We start from the raw sequence: 25034 nt of genomic DNA, 5'->3' as shown, positions 1-25034 counted from the left end.
CAGTGATATGGACAGCTCCGCACCGCAGTCATCGACAGGCCCGGCGCGCCGCCCCCGGCACCGCGACCGGCACGGGCGGGGCCTGCGCGGCCCGCTGGCGCCGCCCCAGGTGCCGATCTCGCTCACCCGATCCGAACTGTTCGACGACTACGTCCGCGAGTCGGTGGAGCGCCTCGAACGGCGCTGGCCGCAGTTGATCGAGGTGGAGTTCGCCGTCCAGGAGGTGCCGCTGCACGAGCCGGACGGCGCCGCCGCCGACGACGGCGTGCCGCTGGGGCGGGTGTCGCCGGGCGCGCAGGGGCGCAAGAGCCAGATCGTGGTCTACCGGCGGCCGGTGGAGATCCGGGCGAAGACCCGGGAGGACCGCGCGGCGCTGGTGCACGAGATCCTGATCGAGCAGGTCGCCGAGCTGCTCGGGCTGTCCCCGGACGCCATCGACCCGCGCTACGACGAGGACTGAGCCCGCCGGGGCGCCACCACCGGGGTGGCGCCCAGGCCGGCCGCTCAGCGCAGGACCACGCCCGGGTCCTGCCCGGCCTGCGGGACCTTCACGGTGCTGCGGTCGTCGCGCAGCGCCTGGACGGTGAACATCGGCACGTCCTTGGCCGGCAGCGAGAGCATCCGGGCGGCGACCACCGGGCCGCCGGAGAGGGTCTCCACGGTGAGCGCGAAGACGCCGTTCAGCCCGGCGGGCTCCGGCGCCGGCAGGGCGACCGTGCCGCCGGCCGGGAGCTGGACCTCCTTGGTGGCCGGGGTGCCGCCGCCGCTGCCGGCCGAGGCGGTGACCCGGACGGTGGCCGCCTCGCCGGCGGAGGTCAGGTAGAGGGTGGAGGCCCCGGCCCGGTTGTCGGCGACGGTGGCGCGGGCGCCGACCGGGTCGCTGCCGGTCAGCCAGGCCGCGTCGGTCTTGCCGTTGGCCGCCGCCCGGTCGACCCGCAGGCCGGCCACGACCGGGGTGCGGTGCTTGTCGTCGCTGGGCGACAGCCGCAGCCCGGCGACCTCGTCCCGGGTGACCTTGCCGAGGTCGACGGCGGCCACCATGCCCGCCTTGACGTGGATCGACTCGTTGCCGGCCGGGCTGAACCAGCCGTTCTTGCCGGACAGCTGGATCTTGAGGTCGGCGTCGTCCTCCGGCGGCGCCCAGACCACCAGGCGGGCGGAGGCGGTGTCGGCGGGCAGGCCGGGCATCACCTGGACGGGGGCCGGGGCGGCCGAGGCCGGGACCCAGTCGGCGCCCTTGCCGGCGTCGGCGGCGTGCAGCGCGGCGCCGACCCGCCCGGAGCGCACCACCACGTGCACCGCGAGGTCGGTGACCGCGCCCTTGCTGAGGGTGGAGAGCAGGACGGCCTGCGAGCTGCCGGGCGAGACGGTGATGCCGTTGGCGGCGTCGTTGTCGATCAGGCCCTTGTCGCCGTACAGCTTGATGTCCACCACCGCGGCGGAGGACTCGGTGTTGACCAGGCTGAGGTAGTCGACCCGGTCGGCGGCAGTACTGGCCCCGGCGAACCAGAAGCTCGTCCCGGCCGGGGTGCAGGTGAGGCCGGACAGGCCGATGCCGCGCTGCTCGGTGACCACCGTGGTCTGGGTGACGGTGAAGCCGGGGGCGAGGGCGCCGGTGGCGACGCCCCCGGTGCCGGGTGCGGCGTCGCCGTTGCCGGCCGGGCCGGTGGCCGGGGTGCCGGGCTTGGGCACGGTCAGCCGGGCGTCGGCGGGCGCCGCGTTCCTGTCCTGGACGGGCGTGCTCGGGGCGGCCGGGCCGGTCGGGGCCGGGGGGGCGGGCGCCGCCGGGGCGGTGGCCGGCTGGGCGGCGGGGGCCGCGGGCGCGGCCGCGTCGGAGAGCCAGCCGGCCCCGCCGGTGGCGGAACCCGTCCCGGGCGGGGTGTAGGCGGTGAGCGTGGTCGAGCCGGTGAGGCCCTGGATCGGCTGCGGGCAGACCGCCGAGGTCCGCTCGACCTGCGCGGTGGTCGGGGCGGCTGCGGCCCCGGCCCTGGCCGGAGCGGCCGGCGGGCGCAGCTCGGCGATCCCGAACACCGCCGCGAGCACCACGGCCGCGGCGAGCAGGGACGGGGTGGTCTTCGCGGCTCCGCCGCCCCCGGCCCCGGCGGCCTTCCCGGCGAACCGGCCGCGGCCGGCGCGGGCGGCCGGGGCAGGCCCGGACGGCTGCGCCGCGGCGGCGGGCACGGTCGGCTCGGCGGCCTCGCCGGCGCCGGACTTCTTCCTGAATGCGGGCTTCTTCATCGCGGGTCAGCTCCCCGATCCGTGCTGGTGCGGGTACCGGCCGGGGCCGTTGGGGTCGTTCGGGTCGTCGTACGGCTCGCCCTGCGGCCGGCCCGGCAGCCACGGCTGCTGCTGCCCGCCGTCGTACCCGTGGGCGTCGTAGCCGTACGGCTGCTGCCCGGTCTGGTACGGCTGCTCGTAGCCCTGGTGCTGCTGCTGGTGGCCGTCGTACCCGTGAGCGTCGTACCCCTGGCCGCCGTACGGCGCGGCGACCGGCTGCTGGGCCGGGTACTGGTCGTAGCTGTACGGGTCGGCCTGCTGGTACGCCTGGTACGGGTCGGTGTACTGCTCGGCCTCCTGGATCGCGGCGGCCGCCTGGACGGCACCGGTGGCCGGCTCGCCGGTCTGCTGCGCCGGGATCGCGCCCGCCCGGTCGTACACCCCGGTCTCGTCGGCACCGGCACCGGTGCCGTCCGCGCCCTCGGCGCCCTCGCCGCGCTCGGCCATCCTGCGGGCCCGGCGGCTGCCGGGGGCGGGGGCCTGCGCCTGGGCGGCGGCGGCCAGCGCGGCGGCGGCGACGGCCTCCTCGGGCAGGTCGTCGTCCTTGTGGCTGCGGCGGCCGGGCAGGGCCAGCACCAGGACGGTGAGGCCGAGCAGCACCTGGGCCCAGATCCAGCCGGTGTGGGCGGCGCTGCCCTCGCGGGTGACGGCCAGCCTGCCGCCGGCGGCGGGGAGCTTGAAGCCCTGCGCCCAGCCGTCGACGGTGGTGGGCTCCAGCGCGGTGCCGTCCACGGTGGCCTTCCACTCCGGGGCGGCGGACTCGGCGAGCCGCAGCACCCGGCCCTCCGGACCGGCCGGGACGGTGGCGGACAGGTCGCGCACCCCGGACGGGACGGCCACCGGGTTGGCGCCCGGGGCGGTGATCACCGCGCGGACGGCGGGGGCGCCGTTGACCTGCCAGAGCGCGGCGGCGCCGTCCTGGTTGGCCTTGACCAGGCCGGGGGTGGTGTCGAGGACGTCCTTGAAGGCGTCGATCACCGGCTGCTGGACCAGCACGTAGGCGATGCCGTAGCCGGCCAGGGCACTGGCCTGGTCGGCGCCGGAGCCGGCCAGCAGGCTGCCGACCGCCTTGTTGAGCCCGTCCTGGGTGCCGGTCGCCGGGTCGACGGTGGACTCGGCCTGGCCGAGCGTCAGACCGGCGCCGCGCAGCACGGTGTAGCGGACCGCGCCGCCGCCCTTCTCCCCGGTGACGACCAGGGTGCGGGAGCGGTCGGTGGTCCCGGCCTCCTCGGCGATGAACGCGGGGACCTGGTCGGCCTGGCCGCGGTGCAACGGCTTGCCCGCGCCGGTCAGCGCCCACCACAGGCCGGTGCCCAGCGGGGCCAGCACGGCGGCGGCCACCACCAGGGCGGCCACCGGCTGGCGCCAGCCGAAGGCGATCCCGGCGACGCGGGCGTTGGCGCCGTCGGCACCGATCGCTGCGGCGGCCAGCAGGGCGATCCCGGCGATCAGGGTGGCCGGGCCGGCCCAGGCGGGCACCGCCGGCCCGCCGGAGGCCGGGGTGACGGAGGTGCCCGCGACCACGACCGCGAAGACCAGGCTCGCGCCGGCCGCGCCCCAGGCGACGAGCACCGCGCGGCGGCGGTCGGCGCGCAGCAGGGCGGCCAGGGCGGCCAGCACGACGCCGGCCGAGAGCCAGACCGGCGGCACCCCGGCGCCGCCCGGGTTGACCAGCAGCAGGCCGGCCGCGCTCGCGCCGCTGCCGTGCAGACCGGGCAACCCGGCCTCCAGCAGCAGCCACTGCGGATGCGACAGCACCGTGAGCGACCACGGGGCGAGCACCGCGACCGGCACCGCCAGGATCACCAGGACGCGCAGGCCGAGCGGCCGCAGCGCCGCGCCGCCGGAGCCGAAGGCGCTGCCGCGCAGCACCCCGACGACCAGCATCGCCAGGCAGAGCGGCACCGCGAGGGCCCACGTTATCGGGACGAAGGCGGTGGCCAGGGTGAGCAGCAGGACGGTCATCCAGACCGGGCGCCAGCCCGGGCGGGCGCCCTTGGCGGCGCTCTCGGCGCGGATGCCGAGGCCGGCCGCGATGGCGGCGGCGCGGGCCAGCGGCGGCAGCAGCACGGCGAGCACGGCGGTGCCGATCCGGCCCTGGGCGAGGGCGCCGGTCGCGGCGGGCAGCAGGGCGTAGGTGGCACTCGCCCACGCGCGGACCAGCTTGGAGTCCAGCAGCGGGCGGGACACCAGGTAGGCGCTGACCGCGGACAGCGGGACGGCGAGCACCACGATCAGGGTGAGCGCGAGGTCGGCGTGGTCGAACAGCAGCCAGGAGAGCACCGCGAGCACGCCGAGGTACGGCGGTGCGGCGGCGGTGGAGCCGGTGCCGACCGGGTGCCAGGCGTCCGCGTACATCGACCAGAGGCCGCCGGCCCCGTCGGCCGCGGGCAGCAGGGCGCCGCCGAACAGGCCGCCGCTGCCGAGCAGGGCGCGGCAGGCGACCAGGGCGAACACCAGCAGGGCCGCGAACAGCACCGGCGCCGGGCGCCGGGCGAGCTTCCTGATCAGCGCGAACTGCTCGACGACCAGGTCCTCGGCGTCCTCGTCGCCGCCGGCCTCGACCGAGCCGTGCCGGCCGCCGGTGTCGTCGCCGCCCCCTATCCCGAGCGAGCCGATGACGCCCTCGACCGCCAGCCGGGTGGTGGCGCCGGGGGCCGGGAAGAGCGTGCGGTCGTCCAGGGCGTCCGCCGACCGGGACCGGGCACGGCGCTTGCGCGCGGCCAACAGCCGTGGGAAGCGGACGAGTTCCTGGCCGAGGCCGGCGAGTTCGTCGAAGGCCTGGCGCGGGTCCTTGCCGAGCAGGTTGGTGACGGCCCGCACCAGGGTGCCGAGCACCAGCCGCAGCAGCACGTAGGGGAAGAGCGCGCCCCGGCAGTTGGCGAGCAGGGTGTAGACGGCGCCGGCCTTGTCCACCCGGTGGGGGTGGGAGGGGCCGCAGTCGATCGCGCGGCGCTCGCGGGCGGACGCCTCGGCGTGCCGCAGCACGGCGTCGGGGGCGACCACCACGCGGTGCCCGGCGGCGTTGACCCGCCAGCAGAAGTCGGTGTCGTCCCGCATCAGCGGCAGGGCCCGGTCGAAGCCGCCGAGCTCCTCGAAGACGTCGCGGCGCACCAGCATGCCGGCGCTGGAGACGGCGAGCACCGGGCGGACCTGGTCGTGCTGGCCCTGGTCCTGCTCGCGGCGGTCGAGGCCGGTCCAGCGCCGCCCGGAGCGGGCGATGGTCACGCCGACCTCCAGGAGCTGGCGGCGGTCGTACCAGCTGCGCAGCTTGGGGCCGACCACGGCGGCGCTGGGGGTGGAGTCGGCGACCTGCAGCAGCCGGCGCAGCGCGTCGGTCTGCGGCTCGCAGTCGTCGTGCAGCAGCCAGAGCCACTCGACCGGCTGGGTCTCGCGCGGGCCGCCGCGGCCGAGGTCGTCCTCCTGGGCGAGGGGGTCGCCGAAGTCGTCCCAGCCGCCGGTGACCGGGTCGTAGCCGGAGGGGTCGAGCCGGTACGGGAGGTCCTCGGGGCGCAGCGGGGCGCTGCCCGCCACGGCCTCGGCGACGGCGGTGCCGAAGCCGGCCCGGCGGCCGAGGACCAGCGGTCCGCTGTCGGGCAGCCAGTCGCCGAGGGTGTCCGCGAGCAGGCGCGGGGAGTTGTCGGTGGAGCCGGTGTCGACCGCGAGGATCCGCTGGACCTGGCGGTCCTGACCGAGCAGGCCGGCCAGGGCCTGCGGGAGCCATCGGGCGCCGTCGTGCGAGACGACCACGGCGGTGACCAGGTGGCGCGGGTAGGCGGGCGGCCGGGAAGCGGTGAGGCCGCTCTGGTGGCTGTAGACGGTCATCGCGTGCGCGGGCCCCAGTTCTCGGTGGACACAGCCGGTGAACGGCAACCGGATGGCGCACCACACTAACGGCTCCGGGTGGCCGGTTCGTCCGGGGTGTGCGTGCGGAGACGGTGAAGGGGGCTCCGGGAACACGAAAGCGCCCCACCACCACGGTGAGGCGCCCGTACGGCTGTGCGGTTGTCCGTCGCTGTCGAAGGGTCAGCCGCGGGGGCCCGCCCGGTCAGACCGCGCTCTTCTTGAGCCGGCGGCGCTCGCGCTCGGAGAGGCCGCCCCAGATGCCGAAGCGCTCGTCATTGGCGAGGGCGTACTCCAGGCACTCCGAGCGGACCTCGCAGGCGAGGCAGACCTTCTTGGCCTCGCGCGTCGAGCCGCCTTTCTCGGGGAAGAAGGACTCGGGGTCGGTCTGGGCACACAACGCGCGCTCCTGCCAACCGAGTTCCTCCTCATCCTCCGCGATGCCGTCCCCGATCAACAGCTCAAAGAGCTCGCTCATGTGGCGCGCCTCCTCTGCCCCTACTTGGCGTCCCCGTGGTTGCCGTTGCCTCGTGCGGCTGACGACACGAGTGAAATTACAGTTGCGTCACTCTGGCTCAGTCAAGCCGAGCTCTGGTATTGGGGCCGGGATTCACTCCCTGGCACCAAGCCGTTACGAATAGTGTACATATCCGGACACATCGGACCTTCTGCCTCAAGGTCCCGAACGGCGACGAACCCTCCGCAACCCAGCACCGGATGACACTCGGTCACCGCCACAGGCCGGTCATCGGCCTCCCTTCCCGGCGATCTTCCCATCGAAACATAGAGAGTGATGAATCACCCCATCAGGGAAAGATCCGGACCTAACCCACTCGAATGCCGCATCCTTCCGTTTGACACCGCCGCTGCGGATGCGGTCTCCTTTCTCCTATGTCAGAGTTCGCCAGCCCCCGGAGCGGTTCCGCCCTCCGCCGTGCCGTGAACTTCTGTTGTCGCCTCTGTTCCTGCTGTATCTAGGCGCCCGCGTCCCACCGCGCGCCGCCCCCAGGAAGCACAGAGGCCGCCCGCGATTCCCGCCCCAGGACATCCCGGATCCGGCTGATCCCGACGCCAGCCGACTCCTCCGAGGACGACTCCCGTGCGCATGATCCGCATCCGCAAGCGGAACCGCGACCGCAACAAGGCCTCCCGCCGTGGCCCCGCCGCCGTCCGCCCCGCCACCCCCGCCGACGCCCGGACCCACCCGTGGGCCGACGGCCTCAGCGACGTCTCCATCGCGGGGGACCCGCTCGCCTTCCCGCACCTGGCGCGCACCGACCTGCCCGCCCACCCCACCACCGTCGCCGGGTACGCCCGACTGGTGCGCGAGATCGCCGACGACCGCGCCCGCTGGGAGCCGCTGGTCCGCTACGACGCGCTGACCCGCTGGTACGCCCGGCTGGAGACCGGCCCCGGCTACGAGGTCTGGCTGCTCAGCTGGCTGCCCGGGCAGTCCAGCGGCTTCCACGACCACGGCGAGTCCTCCGGCGTGATGAGCGTCGTCCGGGGCGAGCTGATCGAGCGCTCCCTCACCCGCGCCGGCGAGGGCGCCCGCACCCTGCGGCCCGGCGGGCAGCGGGTGTTCTCCCCCGGCTACCTGCACGAGGTCGTCAACGGCGCGCTCGAACCCGCCGTCTCCATCCACCTCTACGCCCCCGGGTTGACCGAGATGAACCAGTACGGCGCGGCCGCCGTCCCCGAGCAGCACCCGGAGCAGCAGGCCCAGGCCGGATCGCACTGATCCCGGGCTGACGGCCGGTCCGACCGTGGCAGGATGAGGCCCATGCGCATCGTGGCACTGGCAGGCGGAATCGGCGGAGCGCGCTTCCTGCGCGGGCTCCGCGCGGCGGTCGGACCGCAGGACGAGATCACCGTCATCGGCAACACCGGCGACGACATCCACCTCTACGGCCTCAAGGTCTGTCCCGACCTCGACACCGTGATGTACACCCTCGGCGGCGGCATCCACGAGGAACAGGGCTGGGGCCGGACCGACGAGACGTGGTCCATCAAGGCCGAGATGAAGGAGTACGGCGTCGGCCCCGAGTGGTTCGGGCTCGGCGACCGGGACTTCGCCACCCACCTGGTGCGCAGCCAGATGCTCACCGCCGGGTACAGCCTCAGCCAGGTCACCGAGGCGCTGTGCGCGCGCTGGCAGCCCGGCGTGCGGCTGCTGCCGATGAGCGACGACCGGGTCGAGACCCACGTGCGGATCACCGACGAGCAGGGCAGCCGGGCGGTCCACTTCCAGGAGTACTGGGTCAGGCTGCGCGCCTCGGTGGACGCGGAGGCGGTCGTCCCGGTCGGCGCGGACACCGCCAAGCCCGCGCCCGGCGTGCTGGAGGCGATCGCCGAGGCGGACGTCATCCTCTTCCCGCCGTCCAACCCGGTGGTCTCGATCGGCACCATCCTCGCCGTCCCCGGCATCCGGGAGGCCGTCGCCGCCGCGTCCGCGCCGGTGGTCGGGCTCTCCCCGATCATCGGCGGGGCGCCGGTGCGCGGCATGGCCGACAAGGTGCTCGCCGCCGTCGGCGTCGAGACCGCGGCGGACGCCGTCGCGCTGCACTACGGCCCCGACCTCCTGGACGGCTGGCTGGTGGACACCGCGGACGAGGGCGCCGTGGCCGCCGTCGAGGCCGCCGGGATCGCCTGCCGGGCCGTCCCGCTGCTGATGACCGACGTCGAGGCCACCGCGCGGATGGCGCGCACGGCGCTGGCGCTCGCGGAGCAGGTGCGGAAGTGACGCTGGAGATCCTCGGAGTCGAGGGGCTGCCGGAGGTCGGGGCCGGGGCGGACCTGGGCGAGCTCCTCGCCAAGGCCGGCAGCTACCGGGACGGCGACATCCTGCTGGTCACCTCGAAGGTCGTCAGCAAGGCCGAGGGCCGGCTGCTGCACGCCGCCGACCGCGAGGCCGCGATCGACGCCGAGACCGTCCGGGTGGTCGCCCGGCGCGGCCCCGTCCGGATCGTGGAGAACCGCAACGGCCTGGTGATGGCCGCCGCCGGGGTGGACGCCTCCAACACCGCCCCCGGCACCGTGCTGCTGCTGCCCGAGGACCCGGACGCCTCGGCCCGCGCGCTGCGGGCCCGGCTCCAGCAGCTCACCGGGCGCCGGCTCGCCGTCGTCCTCACCGACACCTTCGGCCGGCCCTGGCGCAACGGGCTGACCGACGTCGCGATCGGCGCCGCGGGCCTGTCCGTCCTGGAGGACCACCGGGGCCGCACCGACAGCCACGGCAACGAGCTCCAGCAGACCGTCACCGCGACGGCCGACGAACTCGCCGCCGCCGCCGACCTGGTGAAGGGCAAGGCCACCGGCGTCCCGGTGGCGGTGGTGCGCGGCCTCGGGCACCTCGTCACCGCCGAGGACGGCGAGGGCGTCCGGCCGCTGGTCCGGCCGGCCGTGGACGACATGTTCCGGCTCGGCACCTCCGAGGCGCTGCGGCAGGCCGTCACCCTGCGGCGCACCGTCCGCTCCTTCACCGCCGAGCCGGTCGACCCGGCCGCCGTCCGGCGCGCCGTCGCCGCCGCCGTCACCGCGCCCGCCCCGCACCACACCACGCCCTGGCGGTTCGTGCTGCTGGAGTCCGCGGACACCCGGGTGCGGCTGCTCGACGCGATGCTCGCCGCCTGGCAGCGCGACCTGCGCGAGCTCGACGGCTGGGACGAGGAGCGGATCGCCCGGCGCACGGCCCGCGGCGACGTCCTGCGCGACGCCCCGTACCTGGTGGTGCCCTGCCTGGTGGCGGAGGGCGCGCACGGCTACCCCGATGCGCGCCGGGCCGCGGCCGAACGGGAGATGTTCACCGTCGCCGCCGGCGCCGCCGTGCAGAACCTGCTGGTCGCGCTCACCGGCGAGGGCTACGGCTCCGCCTGGGTCTCGTCCACCATGTTCTGCCGCGACACGGTGCGCGAGGTGCTGGACCTTCCGGCCGGGTGGGACCCGATGGGGGCCGTCGCCGTCGGGCGGCCCGCGCAGCCGCCGCGCGAACGGCCGGAACGGAGCGCCGACGCCTTCGTCGAGGTGCGCTAGGACGTCCTCCTGGGCCCGGTACGCCACGCGGTGGGCGCCGCCTCGACGAGCGTGCGCGGCGGGGTGCGCCCGGCGCGGGGTTGCGGCTCAGCGGTGGCGGTGGTCGTTGGGGGCCAGGCGGGGGCCGTAGCGGGGGGCGTGGGTGCCGGTGGCCAGCAGGAGGCGGCAGAGGCGGTGGCGCTGGGGGCGGTAGGGCTCCAGCAGCGCGAGCATCTGGGCGTCGTCGCTGCGGGGGCGGCCGGCCAGCGCCCAGCCGACCAGGTTCGGCAGGTGGTAGTCGCCGACGGAGACCGCGTCCGGGTCGCCGTTGCTGCGCTGGAGGGTCTCGGCGGCCGTCCAGACGCCGATGCCCGGCACGGCGGTGAGGCGGGCGAAGGCCTCCTGGTGGCCCATCGCGGACGCCTCCTCCAGGCGGGGCGCCAGCCGGACGGCCCGCATGACGGTGGCGGAGCGCTTCGGGTCCACGCCGGCCCGGTGCCACTCCCAGCTGGGGACCAGGGCCCACTCGCGGGCGGACGGCGCCACCCGCATGCCCTCGGCCGGGCCCGGCGCCGGGGTGCCGAAGTCCCGCAGCAGGGTGCGCCAGGCACGGTAGGCCTCGTCGGTGGTGACCTTCTGCTCCAGGATCGCCGGGACGAGCGACTCCAGCACCAGGCCCGTCCTGGTCAGCCGGACCCCGGCGGTACGGCGCTGGGCGTCCCGCAGCGGGCCGGGCGGCAGGACCAGCGCCTCCGGGGCGTCCTCGGCGCCGAGCAGGGCCGGCAGGCGGTCGAGGAGCCACTGGGCGCCCGGGCCCCAGGCGCTCGCCTCGACCTCGCCGGCGGCGGGACGCGGCAGCACCCGCAGGGTGCCGACGCCGGCCGGGGTGCGGGAGGCGCGCCAGACGGCGCCGTCGCCGGTGCGGCGGTAGGCCGGGTCGGCGGGGCCGCGGCGCAGCGGGAGCAGGGTGCGGGCGACGTCCAGCGGGACGCCCGGGCGCCAGCGCCGTACTGCCTCCACTGCCGTCGCCTCCCGGATCGTGCTTCCGCTTATGAACGATACGCGGCGGGTCGGACAGGCCCGGGGGGCGACGGCGGCGGACGGCGGTCAGCGGGCCTGGAGGCGGGCCGCGGCGGCGCGCAGGGCGGGCAGGCGGGCGTACAGGGCGTTGCCGGGGCACTCGGTGTCGACGGCGTCGCGGTGGCCGGAGACGGCGTCGAACGGGACGGCGCTGCCCGCGGGGTAGCGGCTGCCGCCCGAGGTGGAGGTGAGCACGGTGCGGCCGTCGGCGGGCTGGGAGGCCAGGCCGAGCTTCCAGGCGGCGAGGGCGGCCAGGCCGTCCAGCAGTGGGCCGGGCGGCTGGTCCTCGACGTAGGTGCCGATCGCGGCCACACCGGCGGAGTCGGTGTTGAAGCCGAGGGTGTGGGCGCCGTGGACGGGCCGCTCGACGCCGCCGGCCCGGCCCTCGTAGACGGTGCCGCAGCGGTCGACCAGGAAGTTGTAGCCGATGTCCCGCCAGCCGTTGGACCGCACGTGGTACTGGTAGATCGCCCGGATCACCCGGGGCGCGTCCGCGCAGGCGTAGTCGGTGGCGGTGGCGGTGTGGTGGACGAAGACCGCGCGGACCGGGCCGGTGTACTCGACGTCCCCGTCGCGCAGCGACTCGTCGGCTCCCCAGCCGGCCCGGGTGACGACGGCCGGGCGCGGGGCCTGGCCCTGGACCGGGCCGAGGGGCTGAGCGGGCGGCTGAGCGGGCGGCTCCGCGGGCAGGGTCCGGGCGCCCGCCGCGGGGGTGCCGCGCCCCGGGTCGACCAGGTCGAGCCGCAGCCCGGGCGGCGCCCCGGCGGGCCCGGGGCGGAGCTCGACCGCGACGCCGTCGCTGCGGCCGGTCCAGAGCGGGGCGGTGGCGCCGTGCGCCGGGTGGTCGGGGCCGTCCCCGTCCTCGGCCTCCAGCCGGTGCCAGCCGCTCCAGCGGCCGGTGCCCGCGTCCCGGGTGCGGACCCGGACCACGGCGCCGGCGAGGGCGTCCGCCGGGCCGTCCCAGCCCAGGCCGAGGAGTTCGAACGGTGCGGTGCCGCGCGGGGCGAGGCCGGCCCCGGCGGGCAGCCGGAGCGTGGTGGTCGAAGCGCCGCCGGCGAAGTCGCGGCGCTGCGGGGCGGGTGCGGAGGTGGCGTCGGCGGCGGACTGGAGCAGGAGGGCGGCGGTGCAGCCGGCCAGCAGGGCGGCCGGGAGTGAGAGGCGCATGGAACGGATCGTCGCCGCTGGCCGGGCCCCCCGCCACGCCACCCCGCGCCCGTTCGGCCACCCCTCCCGACCTGCCACCCGAAGGCCGTAGGCTGGGGCGCACCATGACTGCGCCTTTCGCTGCCGATGCCCGCACCCCCGTCGAGCTGCTGCACGCATTCCTGCGCGGCGGCACCCCTTCGGTCGATCCCGCGGCCCCGCTGGTCACCTTCTACGACGACGCCACCGGCGAACGGGTGGAGCTGTCCGCCCGCACCTTCGACAACTGGGTGGCCAAGACGGCCAACCTCCTCCAGGACGAGCTGAACGCCGGCCCCGACGACCGGGCGGCGCTGCTGCTGCCCGCCCACTGGCAGAGCGCCGTCTGGCTGCTGGCCTGCTGGTCGGTCGGGGTCACGGCGGTGCCGGGCGGCGACCCGGCCGCCGCCGACCTGGTGGTCAGCGGCCCGGACGGGCTGGAGGCCGCCCAGGCCTGCGAGGGCGAGCGGGTCGCGCTCGCCCTGCGCCCGCTCGGCGGCCGCTTCCCCCAGCGGCCGGACGGCTTCCTCGACTACGCCGCCGAGGTGCCCGGCCAGGGCGACCGCTTCGCGCCGTACTCCCCCGTCGCCCCGGACGGGCCGGCCCTGGAGACCGCGGTGGACGGGCTGCCGCTGAAGCTGACGGGCGAGCAGACCGTGGCGCTGGCCCGGGAGGGAGCGGTGCGGCTCGGCCTGAAGCCCGGCGACCGCGTGCTCTCCACCCTCTCCTTCGACGACTGGGCCGGCCTGGAGGCCGGTCTGCTGGCCCCGCTGGCGGCCGGCGCCTCGGTGGTGCTGTGCCGCAACTCGCAGGCGCTGGACGCCGGGCAGTGGCAGAAGCGGATGGAATCCGAACGGGTGACACTGCGCCTCGGCTAACCCCCGGCCCGGGCCCGGCGGGTAGGGATCGCTGCCATGGCCGAGGACGACACCGAGCACCCCCCGACCGCCCCTCCCCCGACGAACGGCGCCCCGCCGGACGGTCCGCCGACGGACACCCCGGCGGCCGGGAGCGGACGCCCGCGCAGGCGCCGGCGGTGGCTGATGGTCACCGCCGGCGCCGTCGCGTTCCTGCTGGTCGCCACCGGGGCGGTGCTCTGGATCGCCTACCGCGCGCTGGACCGCAACATCCGCACCGACTCGGCCACCGACCGGCTGCTCGCCGAGCTGGAGGCCGAGCGGCCGAGCCGCACCGCCGGGGCGCGCGGCGCCGAGAACATCCTGCTGATCGGCAGCGACGACCGCTCCGGCGCGAACGGCTCGTACGGCGGCGAGGCCGGCACCGAGCGCTCGGACAGCACGATCCTGCTGCACCTGGCCGCCGACCGGAAGCACGCGACGGCGGTCTCCGTGCCGCGGGACGTCATGGTCGCCGTCCCGGCCTGCGAGAAGCCGGACGGCACCCGCAGCAGGCCCGGGGTGACGCAGTTCAACCGGGCCTTCGAGACGGGCGGTGCGGCCTGCTCGATCCGGACCGTCGAGCAGCTGAGCGGCATCCGGATCGACCACTACGTGATCCTGGACTTCAGCGGCTTCAAGACGGTCGTGGACGCGGTCGGCGGGGTCGAGGTGTGCGTGCCGCAGCCGATCCACGACAAGGACGCCAGGCTGGACCTGCCCTCCGGCCGGCAGACCCTGCACGGCGAGCAGGCGCTCGGCTACGTCCGGGCCCGGGAGAGCCTGGGGGACGGCAGCGACACCCAGCGCATGGGCCGTCAGCAGCAGTTCCTGGCCGCGCTGATCCGCAAGGTGCAGTCGCAGGGCGTGCTGCTCAACCCGGCGAAGCTGTGGCCGGTGCTGGACGCCGCGACCTCCTCCGTCCGGGCGGACGGCGGGCTGTCCTCACTCGGCGCCCTGTACGACCTGACCCAGGACCTGCGCGGCATCCCCTCGGCGGACGTGGTCTTCCTGACCGCGCCGCGCCGCCCGTACCGCTACGACTCGGACCGGGACGAGTTCGTGCAGCCGCAGACCGGCCAGCTGTTCGCGGCGCTGCGGGACGACCGGCCGGTCGCCGTCCGGGCGCCCGGGTCCGCGCCCTCCCCGGGGGCCGGCCCCACCCGGGCGGCGGGCCCGGGAGCCGGGCCGGGGGCGGCGGTGGAGGCGGCGGCCGAGGCGTCACCCTCGGCGGGCGCCTCGCCCACCTTCGAGGGACGCACCGCCGACGTGGACACCTGCGCCCAGCGCTGAGCGCCGCGCTCCCGCGCCCGGCCCGGGCCCGGGCCCCGGCGTTCGGACGGTTCCGCAATTGCTCGGGCACGTACGGTATTTACCTCCGCATTGCCGGAACATGGCAGGGATCACACCGGGAACGACTGCCCCGTCAGGCTCGTCTAGTGTGTCCGGATCGGCCCGTCCGTACGGGCGGTCCTCCACAGCCGTGACCGGTCGAAGGTAGGGAACCCCCGTGCACGAGGAGCAACCGGACACCGGCCGGTACCGGGTGGATCCGGCCCCCGGCGTCCCCCGGCAGCGCCACCGGGCCGCCGAGGGCCCCGCCGCACCGGACGGGCCCGCCGCACCCGCCGCCGCACCGGCCGGGGAGGGGCGCCGGGAGAGCCGGCGCCGGGCCGCCGCGCTCGCCAAGCGCAGCCGGCGCCGACGGGTCCTCAAGTGGACGGCCGGGGCGGGCGCCCTGGTGATGGTGGCGGGCTGCGGCGGGGCGTACTACCTGTACCGGCACTTCAACGACAACCTGACCTCCGTCAAGGTCCGGCTGGGCGACGACTCCGAGCGCCCCGCGGCCGCCGGGGACGCGCTGAACATCCTGGTGATCGGCACGGACAGCCGGGAGGGCCTGGGCCGGGAGTACGGCGACGAGGGCAGTTCCGGGCACGCCGACACCACGCTGCTGTTCCACGTCGCCAAGGACCGCTCCAACGCGACGGTGATCAGCCTCCCGCGCGACCTGATGGTGCCCGTCCCCGAGTGCCAGAACGCCCAGGGGAAGCGGATCCCCGGGGCGGCACGGACCGAGTTCAACAACAGCCTCGGCCAGGAGGGGCGCGACGCGGGCTGCACCTGGAAGACCGTCGAGAAGACCACCGGCATCCGGGTCGACCACTTCGTGCAGGTCAACTTCGAGGCGGTGAAGACCCTCTCCACCGCCGTCGGCGGGGTCGAGGTCTGCGCGGCCAAGGACATCAACGACTCCGGCTCCCACCTCAGGATGGCCAAGGGCCGGCACGTGGTGCAGGGCGACGAGGCGCTGGCCTTCGTGCGCACCCGGCACGCCGTCGGCCAGGGCGGCGACCTCACCCGGATCCCGCTCCAGCAGCAGTTCGTCAGCTCGATGATCCGCAAGATCAAGAGCGACGACACCCTGACCAGCCCCACCAAGCTCTACCGGCTCGCGGACGCCGCCACCAAGGCGCTCACCGTGGACTCCGGCATCGGCAGCGTGGACAAGCTGAAGGACCTCGCGCTGGACATCAGCAAGGTGGACACCAAGAACATCACCTTCACCACCGCGCCCGTCCTGGACGACCCCAGGAACGAGAACCGGGTGATCCTCAAGCAGCCGGACGCCGGGCAGCTGTTCGCGATGGTCGCGGCCGACCGCTCGCTGACCGAGACCGCCGCCCCGCCCGCCCCCGAGGCCCCGGCCACCGGGGAGGCGGCCGCACCGGCCGCGCCGTCCGGCACGCCTGCGGCCGCCACCGCGCCCCCCGTCCGGACCAGGACCGTCCCGCTGACGGTGCGCAACGGCAGCGGCACCCGCGGGCAGTCCGGGCCGACCGTGGAGAAGCTCCGGGCGAAGGGCTTCGACCGGGCCGCGGTGGGCAGTGACGCCCCGCTCGCCGAGACCACCACGGTGACCCACCCGGCCGGCCTGGAGGCGGAGGCCGCCGCCCTGGCCGCCGCCCTCGGGCTGCCCGCCGACGCCGTCCGGCCGGCCGCGAAGAACGATCCGAAGAGCGGGCTGCTGCTGGTGCTCGGCAAGGACGCGCTGGCCGCCTCCGCCGCCCCGGCGGCGGTGCCCACCGAGGCGCCCGAGGACCTCCAGCGGGTGCAGGCGGACGACACCGACGTCTGCGCCAAGTAGCGTCCTCCGCGCCGGGCGGTCAGAGCGGCCGCAGGGCCCCGTCCTCCTCGCGGTACCGCTCGGCGGTCCGGGGGCACTGCCAGCCGCCGTCCCCGGCGGGCCGCAGCGGCTCGCCGGCCCGTCCCACCCAGCCGATCCGGCGGGCCGGGACACCGGCGACCAGGGCGAAGTCCGGCACGTCCCGGTGCACCACCGCACCGGCCGCGACCAGCGCCCAGCGGCCGACCGTCACCCCGGCGACCAGCACCGCCCGGCCGCCGACCGAGCAGCCCTGACGGAGCGTCACACCCTCGGCGTGCCAGTCGAGTCGGCCCTTGGGGCGCCCCTCGGGGGTGACCGCCCGCGGGTACCGGTCATTGGTCAGGACGGCGGCCGGGCCGATGAACACCCCGTCCTCGACCACCGCCGGCTCGTACACCAGCGCGTGGTTCTGCACCTTGACCCGGTCCCCGATCCGCACGCCCGGGCCCACGTACGCGCCCCGGCCGATCACGCAGTCCGCGCCGACCACCGCGTCCTCGCGGACCTGGGCGAGGTGCCAGACCACCGTCCCGGCGCCGATCGCGGCCCGCTCGTCGACGTCCGCACCCGGCTCGATCCGGGCCGCGCCCGGCCCGTCCTCCACTGTCGCCATGCGCACCGACGATAGCGGTGCCGCCTGGCGCGGCGCCGTGGGCCGCGCGGGAGCCGGTGCGGGCGGCGGCCCGGCGCAACGCGTCCGCGGGTGCCCGGCTCGGTCAGCCGGTCTTCGAGAGGACGTCCTTGGCGGACGGGCCGACGCTGGCGATCACTCTTCGGGCCAGTGAGCGCGGCGAGGTCAGGAAGCCGAAGCCCCAGCTGAGGTGCATGGTCGCGAAGGCCACCGGCAGCAGCGCCCGGGCCTTGAACGACAGGCCGCGCCCCTCGACCGCCGCACCGCCGAGGATGCCCAGCAGGTACGCGCCGGGCACCGCGAGGAAGGCCGGGTGGACGGCCGCACCGAGCACCAGCCCGAGCAGGACCGCCGCCAGCGCGGCCGGCGGGGCGAGGTAGCGCATGTTGACCGAGCCCCGGTGGTAGCGGGTGACCACCCGGCGCCAGCGGCCGTAGTCCTTGTACTGCTTGGCCAGCGCCCGCACCGAGGGGCGGGGCCGGTACGTCACCTTCAGCTGCGGGGTGAACCAGACCAGGCCGCCGTCCTGGCGGATCCGGTAGTTCAGCTCCCAGTCCTGGGCGCGGATGAACTCCTCGTTGTAGCCGCCGAGCCGCTCCAGCACCTCGCGCCGGAACACCCCGAGGTAGACGGTGTCCGCAGGGCCGGCCAGGCCGCCGGTGTGGAAGGCCGCGTTGCCGACGCCGATCCTGGAGGTCATCGCGGCGGCGACGGCGTTCTCCCACTCGGTCTCGCCCTCGGCGTGCATGATGCCGCCGACGTTGGCCGCCTCCATCTCGCCGAGCAGCCGGACCGCCGTGGTGATGTAGCCGGGGGTGAGCAGGCCGTGGCCGTCGACGCGTACGACTATCGGGTGCCGGGAGCCCCGGATCGCGGCGTTCAGCCCGGCCGGCGTCCGGCCGGTGGGGTTCGCCACTGTGCGTACCCGCGGGTCCTCCGCCACCAGCTCGGCGGCGATCTCCGCGGTGCGGTCGGTGGAGGGCCCGAGGGCGATCACCACCTCCATCGGCCCGGGGTACTCCTGGTCCAGGATGCGCCGGACCGCCGTGCGCAGGTGACGTTCCTCGTTGAGCACCGGCATGATCACGGAAACAGCCGGCAGCTCCTCAGCAGCCTTGGTGTTCATCGGGGCCAACCGTACCGGTGCGGACGCGTCCCCGTCTCGTCCCGGTCCGGGCGGCCGGGGGCGCCCCGCGGCGCGGCGGCCGTGCTGTGATCAAGAACACCGTACCCCTGCTGACGCCCAGGCCGGAGGCGGTGTGGATCCCGTGCCGGTCCGGGGCGGGTTCAGAGGGCGGAGTGGACGACGGTGAACACCGCGTAGCCGGTCAGCGCGAGCCGGTTCGCCAGGTGCTGGGGCCTGCCCAGGCGGTCCGGCAGGGCCCGGGACGGGCGCAGGTCGGGGCGGTGGGCGGCGGTGGCGACCGTCCGGGCCACCGCCGCCGGGTCGTACCGGCTGCCGGACAGGCCGGCCAGCCAGACCGCGGGACGGCTGAGGAAGGACAGCTCCCGGCCCCCGCGCAGCCGGACGGTGAGCAGCCCCTGGTGCACCGCCGCCGCGGAGATCTCCGCCCACCGGTAGCTGCGGACGCGCAGCGCGGTGGCCACCCGCAGGCCGTCGCGGTCGGCCACCAGCTGCCAGGACAGCGTCTGGGCGCAGGCGTGGATCGCCAGCGAGCCGATCCACAGCGGGCGCAGCAGCCCCTCCCACCAGCCGTCGTCGCCGAGCAGCACGACGGCGGCGCCGACCAGCAGCGCCGCCACCGGTCCGGCCGCCGCGCGCAGCGGCAGCGGCATCTCCCAGCGGTGGGCGGCCAGCGGTTCGGCGCCCGGCCCGGGCGCGGGGGCGGCGGCGACGGTCTCGGCGGTCAGCCAGGCGACGGCCAGGTCGCGCTCGCGGTAGCGACCGGCGCGCCGGCCCAACCGCGGGGCCCGGGCACCGGGGGCGACCACGGCCGCCACCCGGTGCGGGTCGCCGTCCAGCAGGGCCGGGCGGAGCAGGAGCTGCGGGTCGGCGCCGTCCGGGCCGCGGTACAGCACGGCCGGGACGGTGCGCCCGGCCCTGGCCAGCCGGGCGGCGGCCTCCTCCGGGGTGGCGCGGTCGCCGGGCTCGCCGTCCTCGGCCGGGTCGTGCCACGGGTCCGGGTCCGGGTCCGCGTCCGGGTCCGGGTAGTCCTCCTCGTCGCCCTCGACGTCCGGGTGATCGGGCAGCCAGCCCGGGACGGGGTGGTCCGGCAGGGCGGGGTGGGGCTCCCGGGCCCAGTAGTAGCGCTCCCGCTCCTTCAGCCGCCACAGCGCGGGCCCGTCCTCCGGGCCGTCCACCGGCAGCACCAGCAGGTCGCCCTGGGCGTCGGCCCTGACCCGGACGGCCAGGGCGGGGGCGGCGCCCTCGAAGGGGCGCCGGGTGCGGCGGGCGTCGTGGGCCAGGGCGGAGCCGAGCAGCAGCAGGCCGGGCAGGGCGAGCAGGCCGCCGAGCAGCGCCTGGCCGGACGGGTCGTAGTCGTCGCCCAGCGCGCGCACCCGCCCGTCGCCGTCCACCAGCAGCGGGACCGCCTGCCCCGGCTGCGGGCGCTCGGCCCACCACACGTCCAGCCGGGCGGTCGGCCCGCCGGCGCTGCCGGACGCGGCGCCCGGGGCCTCGCCGTGCCGCGGGTCCCGGTACCGGACGGTCAGCCGGCCGTCCCGGTCGAAGCCCTCCGCCGTCCCGGTGACCCGCACGGCCGCGGCGTCCCGCTCCACCTGCCGGTGCTGCGCCCACAGGCCGTACAGGGGCAGCGCGGCAGCGGCGGCGAGGAACAGGACGCCGAGCACCCGCCGCCCGACCGGCCGGTGCGGCGGCTGGACGGGCGAGGGCACCCCGGCGGCCGTCCAGGGGAAGGGGACGGGCGGGGCCATCAGTTCGTCGAGCTGCTGGCGGGCCCGGCGGCGGCCGAGGTCGGCGCCGATCAGGACGGCGGCCAGCAGCAGGTGCAGCAGCACCACGGACCAGCGGGCGAGCGGCGTGACCAGCCCGTTCGGGAGGTACCAGAACAGGGCCAGCGCGGCGACCGGGACGAGCGGCAGGACGCGGGGCCTGGCGGCCAGCAGGACGGCCTCGGCCAGCAGCGTCCACAGGGCGAAGGTCTCGCCCCAGGTCTCCCGGCAGACGCCCTGGGCGTTGCAGGCCCCTGCGGTGTCCGGCTCCACGGCGCCGGCCAGGGCCAGGAAGGCGATCGGCAGCAGCGCGAGCCACCGGCAGTCCAGCCGCCAGGCGGTCCGGGCGGCGCGCCAGCGGGCGGCGGCGGCACGGGTGAGGGGCGCGGCGCTGGGCAGTGGCGGAGCGTCCGAGGAGAACATCGGACGATCATCCCAGCGCCGGGGCAACGGACCGCACGCCGGGCGCGGGCGTCCGGCGCCGGTTGGGGCGGGGCGGGGCGGGCGACGGCACCGGGGCCGGGTGCGCGCAGCACCCGGCCCCGGTGTCCCGGTCCCGGCGGGTCCCCCGTTCCCGCCGGCGCCGTCCCCCGCCCGTCGTCCCCCCACCCCCTGGCCCCGTGGCCCGGGCCCGGCGCCCCCCGGCGCCGGGTCAGTCCGTCGCGATGGCCGTGAGGACGTTCATGCGTCCGGCCCGGAAGGCCGGGACGAGCGCGGCGAACAGGCCGATCAGCACCGAGGCGCCCAGCGTGACCGCCACCGCGGCGGTCGGCACGGAGAGCGTCCCGAGGCCCTGGTCCCGCAGCACCCGCTGGACGGCGACGCCCCAGCCGAGGCCCAGCCCGGTGCCGAGGACGGCGCCGAACAGCGCGATCACCACGGACTCCAGCCGGATCATCCGGCGCAGCTGGCGGCGGGAGAGCCCGATCGCCCGCAGCAGGCCGATCTCGCGGGTCCGCTCGACCACCGACAGCGCCAGGGTGTTGACCACGCCGAGCACCGCGACGGTGATCGACAGGGCGACCAGCCCGTATACCAGGTACAGCAGGGTGTCGACCTGGGACCGCACCAGCTCCTTGTAGCCGGCCTGGTCCTTGACGGTCAGCTGCGGGTACTCCCTGAGCCCGTCCTCCAGGGCGGCCAGCGTCCGGGCGACGTCGGCGCCCGGGGAGGCCTTGGCGAAGAAGGTGTCCACCGGCGGCTGCTCCGCGGCGGGGACGGCCCCGGCCATGGTGTCCAGGTCCACGAAGGAGCCGTTGCCGAACAGCCCGCCCTTGGCGAGGACCGCCCCGACCGGCAGCACCTGGGTGCGGCCCCGGCCGTAGTCGACGGTCACCTGGTCGCCGACCTTCAGGCCGTGCTCCGTCGCGAAGGCCTCGCCGACCGCCAGCGAGCCGCGTGCGACGGACTCCACCGTGCCGGAGGTGACGGCCGGGTGGAAGTCGGTGCCGAAGAACGCGGGCGGCACGGCGTCCAGGCCGGTCCTCGCCTGCCGTCCGTCCGGCAGCCGGAGCCGGGCGTGGAAGCCCTTCTGCACGGTGACGTGGTCGATGCCCGGGGTGCGGCGCACGATGTCCGTCATCTCGGTGGTGATCCCGGCTCGGCCGCCGCCGACGATGTAGTCCACGCCCACCGGTGTCGTCCCCGCCGCTCAGCTGGTGCGCTTGCCGTCGAAGCGGCGCATGCGTCCGAGGACGGAGTCGGCGGTGGGCGCGTGCATCTCGTCCACGATCACGCCGTCGGCGAGGAAGAGCACCCGGTCCGCGTAGCCGGCGGCGACCGGGTCGTGGGTGACCATCACGATGGTCTGGCCCAGCTCGTCCACCGAGCGGCGCAGGAAGGTCAGCACCTCGGCGCCGGAGCGGGAGTCCAGGTTCCCGGTGGGCTCGTCGCCGAAGATGATCTCGGGGCGCGCGGCCAGCGCCCGGGCCACCGCGACGCGCTGCTGCTGGCCGCCGGAGAGCTGGGCGGGCCGGTGCCTGAGCCGGCCGGACAGGCCGACCGTCTCCACCACCTGGTCCAGCCAGGCCTGGTCGGGTCTGCGCCCGGCGATGTCCATCGGGAGCGTGATGTTCTCCAGCGCGTTCAGGGTCGGGAGCAGGTTGAAGGCCTGGAAGATGAACCCGACCTTGTCCCGCCGGAGCCTGGTGAGCTGCTTGTCCCGCAGGCCGGTGATCTCGGTGTCGCCGATGCGGATCCGCCCGGAGGTGACGGTGTCGAGGCCGGCCAGGCAGTGCATCAGGGTGGACTTGCCGGAGCCGGAGGGGCCCATGATCGCGGTGAACCGGCCGCGCCGGATGTCGACGTCCACCGCGTCGAGGGCGACGACCCTGGTCTCGCCCGAGCCGTACGCCTTGGTGACCTGACGGGCCGAGGCGGCGACGGCGGACGCTCCGCCGGGAAGCTGGGGGTCGTACACGGCTGCTGGTGCCGTCGTCACTGGACTCTCCTAGGGAAGTTGCGCTCACCCGTCGGCCCCCAGCCTCGCGGGCCCGACCGCCGCGCGACATGGCGCAGGCAGTAGTCCTCGACCGGGAGTTGCCCCCACCCTCCCGGTGGACCTGGCCACCGGACCCGACTCGGCCGGGCCCTCTCCTGGCGGGCGGGGATGTGTGCAACACGTTAGGAGCCGTCGGCGCGGCACTCGTCATCCGCCGGAATGAAGCCGCTCAACCAGGGTTCTGCGGGCCGTGGCCCGGCTCCCCCTAGGGGTCGCCGCGGCCCGTGTCGGGGACGCCCCGTACGGGCCGCGGCCGCCCGTCCGTCAGCCCGTCAGCACGGGTGCGGCCAGGCGTTCCAGGGCCGTGGCGAAGCCCTCCACGACCGGGCCCAGCATCGCTTCGGTCCCGGGCTCCACCAGGGTCGTCCCGTCCTCCCGGGCGGTGACGTGGCGGTCGAGCACGAACCAGCCCTGGGTGATGTGCTCGGCGCCCATCGAGCTGAGCACCGGGCGCAGCGCGTAGTCCACCGCGAGGACGTGCGCGGGCGAGCCGCCGGTGGCGAGCGGCAGGACGGCCTTGCCCGCCAGGGCGTACTGCGGGAGCACGTCCAGCAGGGCCTTCAGCAGGCCCGAGTAGGCGGCCTTGTAGACGGGGGTGCCGACGACCACGCCGTCGGCACGGGCGAACAGCTCGGTGACGGCGACGATCTCGGGGTGGTCGAAGTCGCCCGCCAGCAGGGCGTGCGCGGGCAGGCTGCGGGCCTCGAAGGGGACGACCCGGTGGCCGCGCTCCACCAGCCGCGCGTCGACGTGGCGCAGCAGGCGGGTGGTGCGGGACGTGGCGGACGGGGAGCCGGAAACGGACAGGACGACGGCCATGGGGTCACCTCTGGCTGGAAGCGGGGGCGGCACGGTGCGGCGGCGGGAGGGCGCTGCGATGAGGCGCTGCGGGGAGGGTGCCGGTGCCGGCAACGGCGTGCGGGGCACCGGGGGCCACGCCGGCGGACGGGCGGGGGCGGGTTCCGACGGGCGCGCGTCAGCCGCGACAGAGCGAACAGGCCACACCGCGCCGCAGGTCGACGTGCCGCCGACGCGTGAGTGCCCAACACTGGTCCATGCCCGAAATGCAAACACGCTGTGTTCGAGCCGGTCAAGAAACGTTTCGGCAGCCGGAACGCCGGGTGTCCGGACGTTTCGGCGGAACCATTCGGGGCGTGCATCAAAACTGCTACAAGAGGCCCGGCAGGCCCCCCGGGTGGAGTCAGCCCGGCCGGGGTCGGGCATCCTCGTCGGCATGAACACGTGGCAGGAGGGCCGCCCGGGGGGCGGCGGGAACCCGTACGGCGGCAGCGGCGGAGGCGGCGCGGCCGAGCCGCCGCTGCCGTCCTCGCTGAACCCGCGCGGGCCGGGGGCGGCCGCGCCACGGCAGCCGCGCCAGCCGGGGCAGCCCGGGCAGCCCCGGATCGGCGGCGTCCCGCCGCAGGGGGCCGGCGGGCCCGGCGGCCGTCCCCCCGGCCCGGGGCGGCCGGGGGGCCCCGGGGGCTCCGGCGGCCAGAGCGGGCCCGGCGGCCCGGGCCGGCCCGGCGGGGCCCAGGCCCGGCGCTGGCCGCGCCGGCGGATCGTGAAGTGGTCGGTCTTCGGCGTGCTGATCGCCGTCATGGCGACCGCCGTCTCCACCTGGTTCTGGGCGGACTCCAAGCTCAACCACGAGAACGTGCTCGCCGACTACCCCGGCCGCCCCGCCGCGGGCAAGGGCACCAACTGGCTGATCGTCGGCTCCGACAGCCGCCAGGGCCTCACCGACGCCGAGCAGGACGACCTGCACACCGGGCACGACACCGAGGGCAAGCGCAGCGACTCGATGATGGTCCTGCACGTCGGGGACAACGGGAACACCCTGATGAGCATCCCGCGCGACTCCTGGGTGCCGATCCCCGAGCACCCGGGCAGCAACGGCAAGCCGGTCAAGGCCACCACCGCCAAGATCAACTCCGCCTTCGGCAACGGCGGCGGCCGCCTGCTGGTCCAGACCGTCGAGCAGAACACGGGCCTGCGGATCGACCACTACGCCGAGATCGGCTTCGCCGGCTTCGTCGGCATCGTCGACTCGATCGGCGGCGTGGAGATGAAGATCGACCAGGACATCAAGGACAAGGACTCCGGGCTCGACCTCAAGGCCGGCGACCAGACCCTCAGCGGCAAGCAGGCCCTGGCCTTCGTCCGCCAGCGCCACCAGATGGCCGACCAGGACCTCGGCCGGATGCGCAACCAGCAGAAGTTCCTCGGCGCCCTCGCCCACCAGGCCGCCTCCCCCGGCAACCTGGTGAACCCGTTCACCTTCTACCCGCTGGTCGACTCCGCGCTCGGCACCCTGATCGTCGACGAGGACTGCGGGCTGACGGACCTCGGCTCGCTCTTCCTCGCCATGAAGGACGTCAACGGCGGCAGCGGCGCGTCGGTGACCGTCCCGATCGGCAACCCGGACTACCGGACCAAGACCGGCGAGTCCGCCGTGCTGTGGGACAGCGCCAAGTCCAAGCAGCTCTTCGACGCCTTCAGGAACGACACCGCGGTGCCGGAGTCCAAGTGACC

The 25034-nt window shown here is 76.1% G+C and carries 19 protein-coding genes; 8 read left to right on the top strand and 11 right to left on the bottom strand.

All coding sequences use genetic code 11. The features are described 5' to 3' along the window. Positions 1 to 7 precede the first annotated feature (7 nt). A complete protein-coding gene (locus ACH5AR_RS07170; protein WP_396300349.1) occupies positions 8 to 460 on the top strand; it encodes a metallopeptidase family protein in 453 nt (150 codons plus the stop codon). Positions 461 to 504: 44 nt separating this feature from the next. Here the strand turns inward: ACH5AR_RS07170 and ACH5AR_RS07165 are convergent, their stop codons facing one another. The 3 genes from ACH5AR_RS07165 to ACH5AR_RS07155 all read right to left on the bottom strand — a co-directional run bounded on the left by ACH5AR_RS07165 (position 505) and on the right by ACH5AR_RS07155 (position 6598). After that, a complete protein-coding gene (locus tag ACH5AR_RS07165) occupies positions 505 to 2238 on the bottom strand; it encodes a DUF5719 family protein (protein ID WP_396300348.1) in 1734 nt (577 codons plus the stop codon). A 6-nt stretch (positions 2239 to 2244) separates the two neighbouring features. Continuing rightward, positions 2245 to 6102 carry a glycosyltransferase gene (locus tag ACH5AR_RS07160; RefSeq protein WP_396300347.1) on the bottom strand — a complete coding sequence of 1286 codons (3858 nt, stop codon included), beginning with the start codon at positions 6100 to 6102 and terminating at the stop codon, positions 2245 to 2247. A 223-nt stretch (positions 6103 to 6325) separates the two neighbouring features. Beyond that, complete coding sequence (locus ACH5AR_RS07155; protein WP_030062195.1) at positions 6326 to 6598, bottom strand: WhiB family transcriptional regulator; 273 nt, start codon at positions 6596 to 6598, stop codon at positions 6326 to 6328. Between the two features lie 621 nt (positions 6599 to 7219). Here ACH5AR_RS07155 and ACH5AR_RS07150 point away from each other — a divergent pair. The 3 genes from ACH5AR_RS07150 to ACH5AR_RS07140 are packed head-to-tail and all read left to right on the top strand — an operon-like array spanning position 7220 to position 10152. Then, entirely contained in the window at positions 7220 to 7861 is a 642-nt protein-coding gene (locus ACH5AR_RS07150) for a cysteine dioxygenase (protein WP_396300346.1), read from the top strand. A 42-nt stretch (positions 7862 to 7903) separates the two neighbouring features. Beyond that, positions 7904 to 8863, top strand: coding sequence for a 2-phospho-L-lactate transferase (cofD, locus tag ACH5AR_RS07145; protein ID WP_396300345.1), 960 nt, complete (start codon positions 7904 to 7906; stop codon positions 8861 to 8863). Beyond that, positions 8860 to 10152 (top strand): coenzyme F420-0:L-glutamate ligase, encoded by a 1293-nt coding sequence (locus ACH5AR_RS07140; RefSeq protein ID WP_396300344.1) that lies wholly within the window; start codon positions 8860 to 8862, stop codon positions 10150 to 10152. Before cofD ends, ACH5AR_RS07140 begins: the two co-directional genes overlap by 4 nt. Positions 10153 to 10239: 87 nt before the next feature. Here the strand turns inward: ACH5AR_RS07140 and ACH5AR_RS07135 are convergent, their stop codons facing one another. Both ACH5AR_RS07135 and ACH5AR_RS07130 read right to left on the bottom strand, forming a co-directional pair. Continuing rightward, a complete protein-coding gene (locus tag ACH5AR_RS07135) occupies positions 10240 to 11184 on the bottom strand; it encodes a DNA-3-methyladenine glycosylase family protein (protein ID WP_396300375.1) in 945 nt (314 codons plus the stop codon). A gap of 54 nt (positions 11185 to 11238) precedes the next feature. Next, the gene (locus ACH5AR_RS07130) at positions 11239 to 12375 is read right to left on the bottom strand and encodes a peptidoglycan recognition protein (RefSeq protein WP_396300343.1); all 1137 of its coding nucleotides are present in this window, start codon (positions 12373 to 12375) and stop codon (positions 11239 to 11241) included. 104 nt (positions 12376 to 12479) lie between these two features. Between ACH5AR_RS07130 and ACH5AR_RS07125 the strand changes: the two genes are divergently transcribed. The 3 genes from ACH5AR_RS07125 (at position 12480) to ACH5AR_RS07115 (ending at position 16437) form a co-directional block, all read left to right on the top strand. After that, positions 12480 to 13271, top strand: a complete 792-nt coding sequence (locus tag ACH5AR_RS07125) for a TIGR03089 family protein (RefSeq protein WP_396300342.1) — start codon at positions 12480 to 12482, stop codon at positions 13269 to 13271. A gap of 36 nt (positions 13272 to 13307) precedes the next feature. Then, positions 13308 to 14582, top strand: a complete 1275-nt coding sequence (locus tag ACH5AR_RS07120; protein ID WP_396300341.1) for an LCP family protein — start codon at positions 13308 to 13310, stop codon at positions 14580 to 14582. A 217-nt stretch (positions 14583 to 14799) separates the two neighbouring features. Next, the gene (locus ACH5AR_RS07115; RefSeq protein ID WP_396300340.1) at positions 14800 to 16437 is read left to right on the top strand and encodes an LCP family protein; all 1638 of its coding nucleotides are present in this window, start codon (positions 14800 to 14802) and stop codon (positions 16435 to 16437) included. Positions 16438 to 16456: 19 nt separating this feature from the next. Here the strand turns inward: ACH5AR_RS07115 and ACH5AR_RS07110 are convergent, their stop codons facing one another. The 6 genes from ACH5AR_RS07110 to ssuE form a co-directional block, all read right to left on the bottom strand. Next, positions 16457 to 17071, bottom strand: a complete 615-nt coding sequence (locus ACH5AR_RS07110) for an acyltransferase (RefSeq protein WP_396300339.1) — start codon at positions 17069 to 17071, stop codon at positions 16457 to 16459. 103 nt (positions 17072 to 17174) lie between these two features. Beyond that, positions 17175 to 18215: a glycosyltransferase family 2 protein gene (locus ACH5AR_RS07105; RefSeq protein WP_396300338.1), complete on the bottom strand. Its 1041-nt coding sequence runs from the start codon at positions 18213 to 18215 to the stop codon at positions 17175 to 17177. 161 nt (positions 18216 to 18376) lie between these two features. Then, on the bottom strand, positions 18377 to 20425 hold the full coding sequence (locus tag ACH5AR_RS07100; RefSeq protein ID WP_396300337.1) for a hypothetical protein: 2049 nt from the start codon (positions 20423 to 20425) through the stop codon (positions 18377 to 18379). Positions 20426 to 20654: 229 nt separating this feature from the next. Beyond that, a complete protein-coding gene (locus ACH5AR_RS07095; RefSeq protein WP_396300336.1) occupies positions 20655 to 21629 on the bottom strand; it encodes an ABC transporter permease in 975 nt (324 codons plus the stop codon). A gap of 24 nt (positions 21630 to 21653) precedes the next feature. Next, positions 21654 to 22421, bottom strand: a complete 768-nt coding sequence (locus ACH5AR_RS07090; protein ID WP_396300374.1) for an ABC transporter ATP-binding protein — start codon at positions 22419 to 22421, stop codon at positions 21654 to 21656. Between the two features lie 345 nt (positions 22422 to 22766). Further along, positions 22767 to 23321, bottom strand: a complete 555-nt coding sequence (ssuE, locus tag ACH5AR_RS07085) for an NADPH-dependent FMN reductase (protein WP_396300335.1) — start codon at positions 23319 to 23321, stop codon at positions 22767 to 22769. 415 nt (positions 23322 to 23736) lie between these two features. On the opposite strand from ssuE, the gene ACH5AR_RS07080 reads away from it, so the two are divergent. Then, entirely contained in the window at positions 23737 to 25032 is a 1296-nt protein-coding gene (locus tag ACH5AR_RS07080; RefSeq protein WP_396300334.1) for an LCP family protein, read from the top strand. The last annotated feature ends 2 nt before the right edge of the window (positions 25033 to 25034 follow it).

Origin of the sequence: Kitasatospora sp. NPDC018619 (assembly GCF_044391605.1) — a bacterium.
In the GTDB taxonomy this organism is placed as follows: Bacteria; Actinomycetota; Actinomycetes; order Streptomycetales; family Streptomycetaceae; genus Kitasatospora.
The sequence above is the reverse complement of the archived record's forward strand: the minus strand, read 5'-3'. Positions and strand labels throughout refer to the sequence as shown.